General features: G+C 71.3%; 15 protein-coding genes. 7 read left to right on the top strand and 8 right to left on the bottom strand.

What is annotated here, in order from left to right:
* Window positions 1–17: 17 nt before the first annotated feature.
* The 6 genes from ACIG5F_RS03245 to ACIG5F_RS03220 all read right to left on the bottom strand — a co-directional run bounded on the left by ACIG5F_RS03245 (window position 18) and on the right by ACIG5F_RS03220 (window position 4,992).
* Window positions 18–1,346, bottom strand: a complete 1,329-nt coding sequence (locus tag ACIG5F_RS03245; protein WP_396515743.1) for a sulfate adenylyltransferase subunit 1 — start codon at window positions 1,344–1,346, stop codon at window positions 18–20.
* On the bottom strand, window positions 1,346–2,287 hold the full coding sequence (cysD, locus tag ACIG5F_RS03240) for a sulfate adenylyltransferase subunit CysD (protein ID WP_396515742.1): 942 nt from the start codon (window positions 2,285–2,287) through the stop codon (window positions 1,346–1,348). Before cysD ends, ACIG5F_RS03245 begins: the two co-directional genes overlap by 1 nt.
* Entirely contained in the window at window positions 2,280–2,966 is a 687-nt protein-coding gene (locus ACIG5F_RS03235) for a phosphoadenylyl-sulfate reductase (protein ID WP_396515741.1), read from the bottom strand. Before ACIG5F_RS03235 ends, cysD begins: the two co-directional genes overlap by 8 nt.
* Complete coding sequence (locus tag ACIG5F_RS03230; protein WP_396515740.1) at window positions 2,963–3,109, bottom strand: Insertion element protein; 147 nt, start codon at window positions 3,107–3,109, stop codon at window positions 2,963–2,965. The genes ACIG5F_RS03235 and ACIG5F_RS03230 overlap by 4 nt, the downstream gene beginning before the upstream one ends.
* A complete protein-coding gene (locus tag ACIG5F_RS03225; protein ID WP_396515739.1) occupies window positions 3,106–4,788 on the bottom strand; it encodes a nitrite/sulfite reductase in 1,683 nt (560 codons plus the stop codon). The genes ACIG5F_RS03230 and ACIG5F_RS03225 overlap by 4 nt, the downstream gene beginning before the upstream one ends.
* Before the next feature lie 114 nt (window positions 4,789–4,902).
* Window positions 4,903–4,992: a putative leader peptide gene (locus tag ACIG5F_RS03220; RefSeq protein ID WP_396515738.1), complete on the bottom strand. Its 90-nt coding sequence runs from the start codon at window positions 4,990–4,992 to the stop codon at window positions 4,903–4,905.
* Window positions 4,993–5,159: 167 nt separating this feature from the next.
* On the opposite strand from ACIG5F_RS03220, the gene hemW reads away from it, so the two are divergent.
* Entirely contained in the window at window positions 5,160–6,377 is a 1,218-nt protein-coding gene (gene hemW / locus ACIG5F_RS03215; protein WP_396515737.1) for a radical SAM family heme chaperone HemW, read from the top strand.
* Between the two features lie 40 nt (window positions 6,378–6,417).
* Here the strand turns inward: hemW and ACIG5F_RS03210 are convergent, their stop codons facing one another.
* Complete coding sequence (locus ACIG5F_RS03210; protein ID WP_396515736.1) at window positions 6,418–6,597, bottom strand: hypothetical protein; 180 nt, start codon at window positions 6,595–6,597, stop codon at window positions 6,418–6,420.
* Between the two features lie 362 nt (window positions 6,598–6,959).
* On the opposite strand from ACIG5F_RS03210, the gene hrcA reads away from it, so the two are divergent.
* From hrcA to ACIG5F_RS03195, 3 genes are read left to right on the top strand one after another with little or no spacing between them, the layout of a single operon-like run.
* Window positions 6,960–7,982 carry a heat-inducible transcriptional repressor HrcA gene (gene hrcA / locus ACIG5F_RS03205; protein ID WP_396515735.1) on the top strand — a complete coding sequence of 341 codons (1,023 nt, stop codon included), beginning with the start codon at window positions 6,960–6,962 and terminating at the stop codon, window positions 7,980–7,982.
* 57 nt (window positions 7,983–8,039) lie between these two features.
* Window positions 8,040–9,209: a molecular chaperone DnaJ gene (gene dnaJ, locus ACIG5F_RS03200; protein ID WP_396515734.1), complete on the top strand. Its 1,170-nt coding sequence runs from the start codon at window positions 8,040–8,042 to the stop codon at window positions 9,207–9,209.
* A complete protein-coding gene (locus ACIG5F_RS03195) occupies window positions 9,206–9,937 on the top strand; it encodes a 16S rRNA (uracil(1498)-N(3))-methyltransferase (protein WP_396515733.1) in 732 nt (243 codons plus the stop codon). Before dnaJ ends, ACIG5F_RS03195 begins: the two co-directional genes overlap by 4 nt.
* 199 nt (window positions 9,938–10,136) lie before the next feature.
* Here ACIG5F_RS03195 and ACIG5F_RS03190 read toward each other — a convergent pair whose 3' ends face one another.
* Entirely contained in the window at window positions 10,137–10,694 is a 558-nt protein-coding gene (locus ACIG5F_RS03190; RefSeq protein WP_396515732.1) for a hypothetical protein, read from the bottom strand.
* 49 nt (window positions 10,695–10,743) lie between these two features.
* On the opposite strand from ACIG5F_RS03190, the gene ACIG5F_RS03185 reads away from it, so the two are divergent.
* The 3 genes from ACIG5F_RS03185 (at window position 10,744) to ACIG5F_RS03175 (ending at window position 12,851) form a co-directional block, all read left to right on the top strand.
* Window positions 10,744–11,352: a TetR/AcrR family transcriptional regulator gene (locus ACIG5F_RS03185; protein WP_396515731.1), complete on the top strand. Its 609-nt coding sequence runs from the start codon at window positions 10,744–10,746 to the stop codon at window positions 11,350–11,352.
* The gene (locus ACIG5F_RS03180) at window positions 11,349–11,699 is read left to right on the top strand and encodes a histidine triad nucleotide-binding protein (protein ID WP_396515730.1); all 351 of its coding nucleotides are present in this window, start codon (window positions 11,349–11,351) and stop codon (window positions 11,697–11,699) included. The genes ACIG5F_RS03185 and ACIG5F_RS03180 overlap by 4 nt, the downstream gene beginning before the upstream one ends.
* Window positions 11,700–11,804: 105 nt before the next feature.
* Window positions 11,805–12,851: a PhoH family protein gene (locus tag ACIG5F_RS03175; RefSeq protein ID WP_396515729.1), complete on the top strand. Its 1,047-nt coding sequence runs from the start codon at window positions 11,805–11,807 to the stop codon at window positions 12,849–12,851.
* Window position 12,852: the final 1 nt, after the last annotated feature.

Genomic DNA, 12,852 nt, shown 5'->3' with positions numbered 1-12,852 from the left:
GGCGGATTCAGTCCCTTTCAGGGGCCGGGGGAGACGAGGTCTTGGGCGGCCGGCTCGGCCTCGGTGATCTCAGGCTGGTCCAGCTGGTTCAGCGGCGCGCCGACCAGACCGCCGGCCAGCGTGCTGCCGTCGGCCGGGTCGATAACCAGGAAGGCCCCGGTGCGCCGGCTGTCCGCATAGTCATCGATCGGCAGCGGCTCCGCGCTACGCACGACGACCCGACCGATATCGTTTAGTGACAAGGACTTCGGTGCGTCCACACTGGACAGGGTCTGCTCGTCGAAACGGGTCCGCAACTGGGTGACCAAGGCCTGGACGGTCCGGGCCCCGTGCTTGACAAGCACCCGTGCGCCGGCTCGCAGCGGCTTGTCGCCCAGCCAGCACAGCGTCGCGTCGAACTCGTCGGACAGCCGCGGCGGGGCGGCCGCCGCCGCGATCAGATCGCCGCGGCTGATGTCGACATCGTTGGCCAGCAACAATGTCACCGACTCGCCGGACTCGGCCGACTGCTTCGGGCCGTGCGGCGTGTCGATGCCGGTGACCGTGGTCGAGATGCCCGAGGGCAGCACGACCACCTCGTCGCCCACGCTGATCTGCCCGGCGGCGATCTGGCCGGCGTAGCCGCGGTAGTCCGGGAACTCCGCGGTGCGCGGCCGGATCACGTACTGCACCGGGAACCGGAACGGCGCGTCTTCGGCGTCGGCATGCACCGGCACGGTTTCCAGGTGCTCCAACAGGGTTGGGCCGGTGTACCACGGGGTCTGCTCGGAGCGGTCCACCACGTTGTCGCCGACCAGCGCCGACACCGGGATGGTCACCACGTTGGCCTCCGGGTAGCCCAACTCGGTGGCGTGCGCGGAGAACTCCTTGGCGATACGGGTGTAGGTCTGCTCGTCGTAGCCGACCAGGTCGATCTTGTTCACCGCCAGCACCAGCTGCGGCACGCCCAGCAGCGCCAGCACCGCCGCGTGCCGGCGGGTCTGCTCGACCACGCCGTTGCGGGCGTCGACCAGCAGCACGCCTAACTGCGCGGTGGACGCGCCGGTGACCGTGTTGCGGGTGTACTGGACGTGGCCGGGCGTGTCGGCCAGCACGAAGGACCGCTTCGGCGTGGCGAAGTACCGGTAGGCCACGTCGATGGTGATGCCCTGCTCCCGCTCCGAGCGCAGGCCGTCGACCAGCAGCGACAGGTCCGGAGTGGACAGTCCGCGGTCGGCCGAGGCCCGGTGCACCGCGTCCAGGGTGTCGGCCAGCACCGACTTGGTGTCGTACAGCAGCCGTCCGACCAGTGTGGACTTCCCGTCGTCCACACTGCCCGCAGTGGCCAATCGCAACAGCTGCGACATCAGAAGTAGCCCTCCCGCTTGCGATCCTCCATGGCCGCCTCGGACATGCGGTCGTCGGCGCGGGTGGCGCCGCGCTCGGTCAGCCGCGAGGCGGCGACCTCCGCGATGACCTCGGCGATGGTGGCGGCGGTGGACTCCACGGCCCCGGTGCACGAGCCGTCGCCCACGGTGCGATAACGCACGGTCTTGCTGATCAGTGCCTCGTTGTCGCGGGGACCGCCCCACGGGCCCTCGGCCAGCCACATGCCGTCGCGCAGGTACACCTCGCGCTGGTGGGCGTAGTAGATGGCCGGCAGCTCGATGTTCTCCCGCTCGATGTAGTGCCAGACGTCCAGCTCGGTCCAGTTGGACAGCGGGAACACCCGCACGTGCTCGCCCGGGCGGTGCCGGCCGTTGTAGAGGTTCCACAGCTCCGGGCGCTGCCGGCGCGGCTCCCACTGGCCGAAGGCGTTGCGCAGGCTGAAGATGCGCTCCTTGGCCCGGGCCCGCTCCTCGTCGCGGCGGCCGCCGCCGAAGACCGCGTCGAACTTGTGCGTGGTGATGGAGTCCAGCAGCGGCACGGTCTGCAACGGGTTGCGGGTGCCGTCGGGGCGCTCGGTCAGCCGGCCGTCGTCGATCCAGTCCTGCACGGCCGCGACCTCCAGCCGCAAACCGTGCTCGGCCACCACTTTGTCCCGGAACTCGATGACTTCCGGGAAGTTGTGGCCGGTGTCCACGTGCAGCAGCGCGAACGGCACCGGGGCCGGCCAGAACGCCTTGATCGCCAGGTGCAGCAGCAGGGTGGAGTCCTTGCCGCCGGAGAACAGGATCACCGGCCGGTCGAACTCGCCGGCCACCTCACGGAAGATGTGGATGGCCTCGGACTCCAGCGCGTCCAACGCGCCGTCTGCTTGCAGGATGGGGCCATTGTCGTTGTCGGCGACAGCCAGGGTTTCAGCCATGCAGACCACACTCCGTCTTGGACTGGCCGGCCCAGCGTCCGCTGCGCGGGTCCGCGCCCGGCAGCGGCTTGGCCGTGCACGGCGCGCAGCCGATGGACAGATATCCCTCGCTCACCAACGGATTCTCCAGAATGCCGTGATCGGCGATGTAGGCGTTGAACTCGTCGTCGCTCCACGGCGCGATCGGGTTCACCTTCACCAGCCCGTTGCGGTCGTCCCACTGCACGATCGGCGTGGTGGCCCGGGTCGGCGCGTCGACCCGCCGCACGCCGGTGACCCAGGCGTCGTACTTCGCCAGCGTGGTGCGCAGCGGCACCACCTTGCGCAGGAAGCAGCAGCGGTCCGGGGCGGTCTGGTTGAGCAGCCCGAATTCGGCTTCCTGGTCGGCCACCGACTGCTCGGCCTCGGCGTTGACGATGGTCAGCTTCGGGTACACGGTGGCCACCGCGTCACGGGTGCCGATGGTCTCCGGGAAGTGGTAGCCGGTCTCCAGGAACAGCACGTCCACGTCCGGCTTCACCTGCGCCGCCAGGTCGATCAGCACCGCGTCCTGCATGTTGGAGGCCACGATCCACGAGTCGCCGAAGTTCTCCGCCGTCCAGGCCAGCGCCTCGGCCGCGGTCGCGTCGGCCAGCTCGACCGACGCCTTCTCGGCGAACTGCCTGAGATCCGCGCTCACTTCGTCACCACCAGTCCGACGAACTTCACGGTGAACACCCGGCAGCACGCCGCGCAGCGCCACGCCGAGTGCGGCTCCTCCTCGGGACGAAGGTCCTCGTCCCCGCAGTACGGGCAGTACATGGGCACCGCGCGCTCGGTCATCGGAGGTCACTCTCCTCGGCCCGGGCGGCCCACTGCGCGAACCGCTCGCCCTCGGCGCGCTGCTCCACGAAGCGGCGCACCACCCGCTCCACGTAGTCGTTCAGCTCGGCCGCGGTCACCTTGTGGCCGCGCAGCTTGCGACCGAAGCCCGAGTCCAGGCCGAGACCGCCGCCCAGGTGCACCTGGAAGCCCTCGCCCTGGTTGCCGTTCGCGTCGGTGACGATCTGGCCCTTGAGGCCGATGTCCGCGGTCTGGATCCGGGCGCAGGAGTTGGGGCAGCCGTTGATGTGCACGCTCACCGGCACGTCCAGCCGCGAGTTGAGGTCGGCCAGCCGCTCCTCGAGCGCCGTGATCAGGTCGGCCGCGCGCTTCTTGGTCTCGACGATGGCCAGCTTGCAGAACTCGATGCCGGTGCAGGCCATCGTGGACCGCCGCCACGGCGACGGGTTGCTCTGCAGGCCCAGCTTGACCAGGTCGGAGCTGAGCTGCTCCACCTCGCTCTCGGCGACGTCGAGCACGACCACCTTCTGCTGCGGCGTCAGGCGAACCCGGCCGGAGCCGGCCCGCTCGGCCGCCTTGGCCAACTCGACCAGCATCGAGCCGGACACCCGGCCGACGACCGGGGCCGCGCCGACGTAGCGCTTGCCGTCCTTCTGCTCGTGCACGCCGATGTGGTCGATCGGGATGGGCGGCGCCTCCGGCGCGGGGCCGTCGACCAGCGCGCGCTTGAGGTACTCGGTCTCGAGGATCTCGCGGAAGCGCTCCGGGCCCCAGTCCGCGATCAGGAACTTGATGCGGGCGCGGTGGCGCAGCCGGCGGTAGCCGTAGTCGCGGAAGACGCTGACCACGCCCTCCCACACGTCCGGCACCTCCTCCAGCGGCACCCAGGCCCCCAGCCGCTTGCCCAGCATCGGATTCGTGGACAGGCCGCCGCCGACCCACAGGTCGAAGCCCGGGCCGTGCTCGGGGTGCACGACGCCGACGAAGGCGACGTCGTTGATCTCGTGCACGATGTCCTGCTGGCCGGAGATGGCCGTCTTGAACTTGCGCGGCAGGTTGGAGTACTTGGGGTCGCCGATGTAGCGGCGGTTGATCTCCTCGATGGCCCAGGTGCCGTCGATGATCTCGGCGCTGGAGATGCCGGCCACCGGGGAGCCCAGCACCACACGCGGGCAGTCGCCGCACGCCTCGGTGGTGGACAGGCCCACCGCCTCCAGCTTCTGCCAGATGGCCGGCACGTCCTCGATCCGGATCCAGTGGTACTGGATGTTCTGCCGGTCGGTGATGTCCGCGGTGTCCCGGGCGTACAGCTCGCCGACCTCGCCGACCACCCGCAGCTGCTCGGTGGTCAGCGCGCCGCCGTCGATGCGCACCCGCATCATGAAGTAGCGGTCGTCGAGCTCCTCCGGCTCCAGCACCGCCGTGCGGCCGCCGTCGATGCCGGGCTTGCGCTGGGTGTAGAGGCCGTACCAGCGGAACCGGCCCCGCAGGTCGGCCGGGTCGATGGAGTCGAAGCCGCCGTGCGCGTAGATGTTCTCGATGCGGGCCCGGACGTTGAGCGGGTTGTCGTCCTTCTTGCTGCGCTCGTTCGGGTTGAGCGGCTCGCGGTAGCCAAGGGCCCACTGCCCCTCGCCCCGGCGGGCGTGACCGCGCTTCGGGGGTGCTGCTGGGGGGACCATGCTGGCGTCCTCCGGGGTTCGGGGCGCTGGGCACGACGAACGGGTCCCGGATTGTGGTGGGGGACATCCGCCGGCGTGACCCGCGCCGGCGAGGATCAAACGAACGGCGACGGGCTACCTGTCGGCAGACCCGCACATCGCGCTGGAGACGCGCTGGAAGTCGACGTGGCGGCGAACCACGAGACGGAGCTCCAGCGCAGACATGCTCCCAGCGTGCCACGCGTCCACGGTGTGGTCCACCGCCAACCGGATGGTGGGACGTGGTTCGCTAAGCCCCTGGTGAGGTGCTATATGGCGGTTCCCGACATATGGCAGTCCGATTTCCTTGGGTGACGGCCCGATCGCCCAGCGTCGTCGGGGAGACTGGGGGTGTGCCCTCAGCTCTGCCCGTAGCCGATCCCGCCCCCGCCGACGGCTGCCTGCCCGCGTCCGCACTGGACGGTCTCGGTCGCCGCCCGTTCGGAATGTACGTACATGTTCCGTTCTGCGCCGTGCGCTGCGGCTACTGCGATTTCAACACCTACACGCCCGGGGAACTCGGGTCTTCCGCCTCTCCCCAGAGCTGGCTGGAGGGCCTGCGCCGGGAGCTCGACCTCGCCGCCTCCGTGCTGGGCTCCGCGCCCGCGGTCGACACCGTCTTCGTCGGCGGCGGCACGCCGTCCTTGCTCGGCGTGGACGGGCTTTCGTCGGTTCTGGACGCCGTGCGCACTTCGTTCGGTCTGTCGGCCGACGCCGAGGTCACCACCGAGTCCAACCCCGAGTCCACTTCGGTCGAGTTCTTCGCCGGCATCCGTGACGCCGGTTACACCCGGGTGTCCCTGGGCATGCAGTCCGCCGCCCCGCACGTCTTGGCCGTCCTGGACCGCAAGCACACCGCCGGCCGTCCCGTCGCCGCCGCCCGCGAGGCCTTCGCCGCCGGCTTCGAGCACGTGAACCTCGACCTCATCTACGGCACTCCCGGCGAGCGGCCCGCCGACCTGTCGGCCTCCCTCGACGCCGTCCTGTCCGCCGGCGTCGACCACGTCTCCGCTTACGCCTTGATCGTCGAGGACGGCACCGCCCTGGCCCGTCGGGTCAACCGCGGCGAACTCCCCGCCCCCGACGACGACGTGCTGGCGTCGTACTACGAGACCGTCGACGCCGCGCTCTCCGCCGCCGGGCTGCACTGGTACGAGGTCTCCAACTGGGCCTCCTCCGACGCCGCCCGCTGCCGGCACAACCTCATCTACTGGCAGGGCGGCGACTGGTGGGGCGCCGGGCCCGGGGCCCACAGCCACGTCGGCGGCGTCCGCTGGTGGAACGTCAAACACCCCGCCAAGTACGCCGCCGAGCTCTCCGCCGGCCGCTCTCCCGCCGCCGGCCGCGAGACCCTCACCCCGGAGGACCGCCGCGTCGAACGCGTCCTCCTGGAGCTCCGCCTCTCCACCGGCCTCCCCGCCTCGGCCCTGGACCCCGCCGGCCTCGCCGCCGCCCAGCAGTGCGCCGCCGACGGCCTCCTCGACCCCGCCGCCCTCGCCACCGGCCGCTGCGTCCTCACCCCCCGCGGCCGCCTCCTCGCCGACGCCGTAGTCCACCGCCTCCTGCCCTGACCCGCGAGATGCGCCGGCCGGGGGCTCAGCCCCAGCGGATTCACCCCCGCCCGGCGAGCTCCGCGGCGATGGCCTCGGCTTCGTCCTCGATCACGGCCACCCGCGCATCGGCGAGGCGAAGCCGGTCAGCCCGGCGTACCGGATCCAGCTCGGCCGCCGCCTGCGCCCGAAGGTCCTCGATCTCGGCGCGCGGCTTGGCCGCCACGTCGTTCTGGTTCATGTCGGGCCCTCGTCGCTCGTGTGGTGGACTCGCTGGGCGGACATGGACCGGTTCGGGATCCTTCCTCATCCCAGTTCACGATCTGCCGACGGCGTGCGGTCCGGACCGCGACCGTGTCGTCAGCGTCGGTCGCCAGCTGCCGGTATCCGTCCTCACGCGCCCGGTCCCGCCAAGCCTCGATCCCCATGGACCGCAGTGTGCCGGACGCTTGCACCGGAGCCGTCGACCTCGCCGGCGTGTCCTCGATCGCCCGTGTCTACTACGGCTGAGCTGCGAAGTCGGCAACAGGTGACCGTTGAGCCCGGTCCGCTCCGTAAACTTGTCGTGAGCACCGTTGTCGACCGGCCCGGAGGTGACGCCGCGTGAACGCTGATGAGCGCCGCTTCGAGGTGTTGCGCGCGATCGTCGCGGACTACGTCTCCAACCAGGAGCCGGTGGGGTCCAAGGCGCTGGTGGAGCGGCACAACCTGGGGGTGTCGAGCGCGACGGTGCGCAACGACATGGCGGTGCTGGAGGAGGACGGATTCATCACGCAGCCGCACACGAGCGCGGGGCGGGTGCCCACGGACAAGGGGTACCGGCTGTTCGTGGACCGGCTCAGCGAGGTGAAGCCGCTGTCGCCGGCGGAGCGGCGGGCGATCGACAGCTTCCTGGAAGGCGCGGTGGACCTGGACGACGTGCTGCGGCGCAGCGTCCGGCTGCTGGCCCAGCTCACGCGCCAGGTGGCGGTGATCCAGTATCCGACGCTGACCCGCTCGACGGTCCGCCACCTCGAGGTCGTGCAGCTCACACCGGCTCGGCTGATGCTGGTGCTGATCACCGACGCTGGCCGGGTGGACCAGCGCATGGTGGACCTGGGCGACGTGATCGACGAGGAGGGCGCGGCGCAGATCAGGGGCCTGCTCAACGCGGCGATGTGCGGCCAGCGCCTGGCCGACGCCTCGGCCCGGGTGGCGGAGCTGCCGGGCCAGGTGCCCGAGGAGCTGCGCAACGCGATGCTGCGGGTGTCGACGGTGCTGGTGGAAACACTGGTGGAGCACCCGGAGGAGCGCCTGCTGCTGGGCGGCACGGCGAACCTGACGCGTAACGTGGCGGACTTCCCGGGCTCGCTGCGCCAGGTGCTGGAGGCGCTGGAGGAGCAGGTGGTGGTGCTGCGCCTGCTGGCGGCGGTGCGCGACCCGGGCACGGTGACGGTGCGCATCGGCAACGAGAACGAGGCCGAGGACCTGCGCAGCACCTCGGTGGTGTCGATCGGCTACGGCGGCAAGGGAACCCTGCTCGGGGGGATGGGCGTTGTCGGGCCGACGAGGATGGACTATCCGGGCGCCATGGCCGCCGTGCACGCCGTGGCCAACTACGTGGGCGACATCCTGACCGGGCGCTAGCCCGGCACAGGCAACGGGCCGGGTCCGGGGGACACCGGCAGGAGGACTGGAAAACAGGTGGCCAGGGACTATTACGGGACGCTGGGGGTCAGCCAGGACGCGACCCCCGAGGAGCTCAAGCGCGCCTATCGCAAGCTCGCAAGGGAGCTGCACCCGGACGTCAATCCGGACGAACAGGCGCAGGCGCGCTTCCGTGAGGTCACGGCCGCCTACGAGGTGCTGTCCGACCCGCAGAAGCGCAAGATCGTGGACCTCGGCGGCGACCCGTTGGGCGGCGGCGCCGGTGGTGGCGGCGGTCGGATGGGCGACCCGTTCGGCGGCGCGGGCTTCGGCCTCGGCGACATCATGGACGCCTTCTTCGGCGCGGCGACGGGCGGCGGCGGTGGCCGCGGGCCGCGCAGCCGCGTGCAGCCGGGCTCGGACGCCCTGCTGCGCATGGAGCTGACGTTGGAGGACTGCCTCACGGGCGTCAGCCGCGAGATCACGGTGGACACGGCGGTGCTGTGCGACCAGTGCCAGGGCGGCGGCTGCGCCCCCGGCACGAAGCCGCAGCAGTGTGACACCTGCCACGGCCGCGGCGAGATCCAGTCGGTGCAGCGCTCGTTCCTCGGCCAGGTGGTCACGGCCCGCCCGTGCCCGGTGTGCCGCGGCTACGGCGAGGTGATCCCGGACCCGTGCCAGCAGTGCTCGGGCGACGGCCGCATCCGGGCCCGCCGCACGATCACGGTGCAGATCCCGGCCGGCGTGGCCGACGGCATGCGGGTGCGGCTGGCCAGCCAGGGCGAGGTCGGCCCGGGCGGCGGCCCCGCCGGCGACCTGTACGTCGAGGTGGACGAGCTGCCGCACGACACGTTCGAGCGGGAGGGCGCGAACCTGCACGGCACGCTGCGCATCCCGGTGACGACGGCGGCGCTGGGCGCGGTGCTCCAGCTCAAGACGCTGGACGGCACCGAGGAGCTGCGCATCGATCCGGGCACGCAGCCGAACACGGAGCTGGTGCTGACCGGCCGCGGCATGCCGAAGCTGCGCTCGTCGGGCCGGGTCGACGGCCGCGGCGACATGTACGTGCACCTCCAGGTCGAGGTGCCCACGAAGCTGGACCCGAAGCAGGCGGACCTGCTGCGCGAGCTGGCGGCGCTGCGGGGCGAGGAGGAGCCGGAGCTGGCCTCCACCAACGGCCGCGGCCACGGCGGCCTGTTCTCGCGCCTGCGCAGCAACCGCCGGTGACGACGCTGCCGGTCTTCCTGGTCGACAGCCTGCCGGCGGGGGACGACGGCGTGCTGGACGGCCCGGAGGGCCATCACGCCGCGTCGGTGCGACGGCTGCGGGTCGGCGAGGAGCTGGTGCTGGCCGACGGACGCGGTGGCCGCGTGCGCTGCGGCATCGAGGCGGTGGAGCGGGACACGCTCCGCCTCGCGGTGCGGGAGCGCACGGTGGTGCCGCCGCCGCAGCCGCGTGTGGTCGTGGCCCAGGCGTTGGTGAAGGGCGACCGGGGCGAGCTCGCGGTGGAGATGGCCACCGAGGCCGGCGCGGACGCGATCATCCCCTGGCGGGCCGCACGGTGTGTAGCCCGATGGGATGAAGGTCCCCGCGGCGTAAAGGCCCTGACCAAGTGGCGCAACACGGTTCGCGAGGCGGCCAAGCAGTCCCGGCGGGCCTGGGTTCCGGAGGTTTCCGAGCCGGTGGGCACGGCCGAACTGGCCGCGCTGGCGGGCAAGGCGGCGAAGGCGATGGTGTTGCACGAGTCGGCCGCCGGACGGCTCGCCGATCTGCCGTCCGACGGAGATCTGCTGCTCGTGGTGGGTCCGGAGGGTGGCATCAGCGACGAGGAGCTGGCCGTGCTGACCGACGCCGGGGCCGTCGCGGTCCGGCTGGGGCCGTCGGTGCTGCGGGCTTCTACCGCGGCCGCGGTCGCCTTGGGGGCCATTGGCGCGCTCTCTACCCGATGGGGCTGACCAGAGCGATCAAGATGGTTGAGGGGTCAATCCGGTATGGCGCGAAGCCGTGAGCAGGGTCTACCCTTTGGCAACCAAGAATTTCCGACACCCGACAGGGTGTTGGCGCCAACCGTCGGACACCTCCCCCCTCGGTCCGACGGGAGCCGCGCCGCAGCGGAGTGACCCCCAGGCTCCGCTGCGGCGCGGCGCTTTGTTGTCAGGCCGTCTGCTTCTCGGCCCGGGGAAACACCGTGTAGCTGAACGACCAGAAGAAGTCGATGATCAGCACCACGGTCCAGAACCAGGCGCCGCCGAGCAGCTGTCCGCCGCGGGCCGGGTCGAAGCCGGTGAGCGCGTAGCCGCCGGCCAGTAGCGCCACCACCACCGCCCACTCGCCGGTCCGCCGGTAGAAGTCCGTGCGCTGCTTGTGCGCGAACTCCCGGCCGTGCAGCCGCGGCTTGGGCTGCTTGGCCAGCCTGCGCCGCACCCAGCCGTCCATCGTGTGCAGGTGGTGCCGCCCGGAGACGGCCACGATGCCGATGATGATCGCGCCGAACACGTGCGCGATGTCGGCGGCGCCGCCGCGGGCCAGCTCGACCGCCCCGACGATCAGGACGACCACGTAGCCGACCGGGGACAGCGCCAGCAGCACCGCGCCCGTCTTCGGCATCTTCACCAGGTATCGCACGGCCAGGCCGGCCAGCAGCAGCACGAAGAAGCCGATCTCCGAGCCGATCACGAGCGTGAGCAGCACACCGTTCCCCCGTTCTGACACAACCGTGTTAGTACGAGTGTATTTATACCAGGTGTGTTAAAACGGTGCCGTGCCCAAGGCTGTCGATCACGAAGCCCGCCGCCGCGAGCTGGCCGAAGCGGTCTGGCGGGTGGTCAGCACGGACGGCGTGCACCGGGTGTCGGTGCGGTCCGTGGCCGCCGAGTCCGGCTGGTCCACCGGCTCGCTGCGGCACTACTTCCCGACCCAGGACGCGCTGCTGGTCTTCGCCATGGAACTGCTGGCCGACCGGACCCGGGCCCGGCTCGCGGCCATCGAGGAGACCGAGGTCCGGGCCGTCCTGCGCCGGTTCGCCGAGATCCTGCTGCCGGGCACGTCCGAGGTCCGCGTCGAGGTCGAGGTGTGGCTGGCCCTGCTGGCCCGCGCCCAGGTCGACCCCGAGCTGCGGCGGGCCGAGCGGCGCAACCGGGAGGACCTGCTCACCGCCCTGTCCGGCCTGCTGTGGCGGGCCGCCGCCAAGGGGGAGCTGACCGAGGGCCGCGACCCCGACCTGGAGGCCGTCCGGCTGGCCGCCGCCATCGACGGCCTCACCCTGGCCTGCGTCTACTCCGCGGAGTGGATCGGCGACGACCTCGCGATGGCGGCCGTCGACCGGCATCTGGACGACCTGTTCGGCCCGGCGTCTACCCTGCCCGCATGACCGCGGACTGCCTGTTCTGCAAGATCGTCGCCGGCGACATCCCGGCGACCGTCGTCCACGACGGGGAACGCACCCTCGCGTTCCGCGACATCAACCCGCAGGCCCGGGTGCACGTGCTCGTCGTGCCCAAGCAGCACCACTGCGACGCCGCCGCGCTGGCCGCCGCCGATCCCCAGCTGCTGGCCGACGTGATCAGCACCGGGGCCGAGGTGGCCAAGGCCGAGGGCATCGCCGACAGCGGCTACCGCTTGGTGTTCAACACCGGCGACGACGCCGGCCGCACCGTGTTCCACGCCCACCTGCACGTGCTCGGCGGAGAACAATTGGGTCTGTTCGGCAAGCTCTAAGGAGTCAACTCGAATGCGCGTTGTCGGTGCCCCCGACTAGCATCGGAAGCGACTGACCACGTCCACCGACAGCGCGCGCCGCGCAGGAAGCAGGCCCGAGGCCAGGTGCCGTCAACACCCAAGAACGGTTCGTCGCCGGCTTCCCTCGCCGACACGGACGCCCAGTCCCGGTTCACCGTGCCCGACGAGGCGGTGTTGGCCCTGCTGGGCTCCCGCGACGAGAGCCTGCGCGAGGCCGAGGAACTGCTGGAAGCCGATGTGCACGTCCGCGGCAACGAGGTGACGCTGACCGGCCGCCCGGCCGACGTGGCCTTCGCCGAGCGTGTGTTCGCCGAGCTGGTCACCCTGGCCCGCGGCGGCCAGCAGGTCGGCCCGGACGCGGTCCGCCGCACCATCGCCATGCTGGAGGGCGGCGACGCCGAGTCCCCGGCCGAGGTGCTCAGCCTGGACATCCTGTCCCGGCGCGGCAAGGTGATCCGCCCCAAGACGCTCAACCAGAAGCGCTACGTCGACGCGATCGACGCCAACACCATCGTGTTCGGCATCGGCCCCGCCGGCACCGGCAAGACCTACCTGGCCATGGCCAAGGCTGTGCAGGCGCTACAGGCCAAGCAGGTCAGCCGGATCATCCTGACCCGCCCCGCGGTCGAGGCCGGCGAGCGGCTGGGCTTCCTGCCCGGCACCCTGTTCGACAAGATCGACCCCTACCTGCGGCCGCTCTACGACGCGCTGCACGACATGGTCGAGCCCGAGTCGATCCCGCGGCTGATGCAGGCCGGCACCATCGAGGTGGCGCCCCTGGCGTACATGAGGGGACGCACGCTCAATGAGGCCTTCATCATCCTGGACGAGGCGCAGAACACCACGCCCGAGCAGATGAAGATGTTCCTCACCCGGCTCGGCTTCGGCTCCAAGATCGTGGTCACCGGCGACATCACCCAGGTCGACCTGCCCGGCGGGCAGCGCAGCGGCCTGCGGGTGGTGCAGGAGATCCTGGCCGGCGTGCCCGACATCCACTTCTCGGTGCTGACCAGCCAGGACGTGGTGCGCCACCGGCTGGTCGGGGACATCGTGGACGCCTACGACAAGTGGCAGTCCAGCCAGGACGCCGGACCCGGTGTGCAGGCCAAGCAGGGCGGCCGGGGACGATAGG

The sequence above is a fragment of the Kutzneria sp. NPDC052558 genome (assembly GCF_044547355.1).
Lineage (GTDB): Bacteria > Actinomycetota > Actinomycetes > Mycobacteriales > Pseudonocardiaceae > Kutzneria.
Note: the sequence above shows the minus strand (reverse complement) of the source record. Positions and strands in the feature narration are given on the sequence as shown.

Coding starts and splice junctions, on each gene's coding strand:
- ACIG5F_RS03245 (WP_396515743.1), bottom strand. CDS start 1,346: ATGTCGCAGCTGTTGCGATTGGCCACTGCGGGCAGTGTGGACGACGGG.
- cysD (WP_396515742.1), bottom strand. CDS start 2,287: ATGGCTGAAACCCTGGCTGTCGCCGACAACGACAATGGCCCCATCCTG.
- ACIG5F_RS03230 (WP_396515740.1), bottom strand. CDS start 3,109: ATGACCGAGCGCGCGGTGCCCATGTACTGCCCGTACTGCGGGGACGAG.
- ACIG5F_RS03225 (WP_396515739.1), bottom strand. CDS start 4,788: ATGGTCCCCCCAGCAGCACCCCCGAAGCGCGGTCACGCCCGCCGGGGC.
- ACIG5F_RS03220 (WP_396515738.1), bottom strand. CDS start 4,992: ATGTCTGCGCTGGAGCTCCGTCTCGTGGTTCGCCGCCACGTCGACTTC.
- ACIG5F_RS03210 (WP_396515736.1), bottom strand. CDS start 6,597: ATGAACCAGAACGACGTGGCGGCCAAGCCGCGCGCCGAGATCGAGGAC.
- ACIG5F_RS03180 (WP_396515730.1), top strand. CDS start 11,349: ATGACCGCGGACTGCCTGTTCTGCAAGATCGTCGCCGGCGACATCCCG.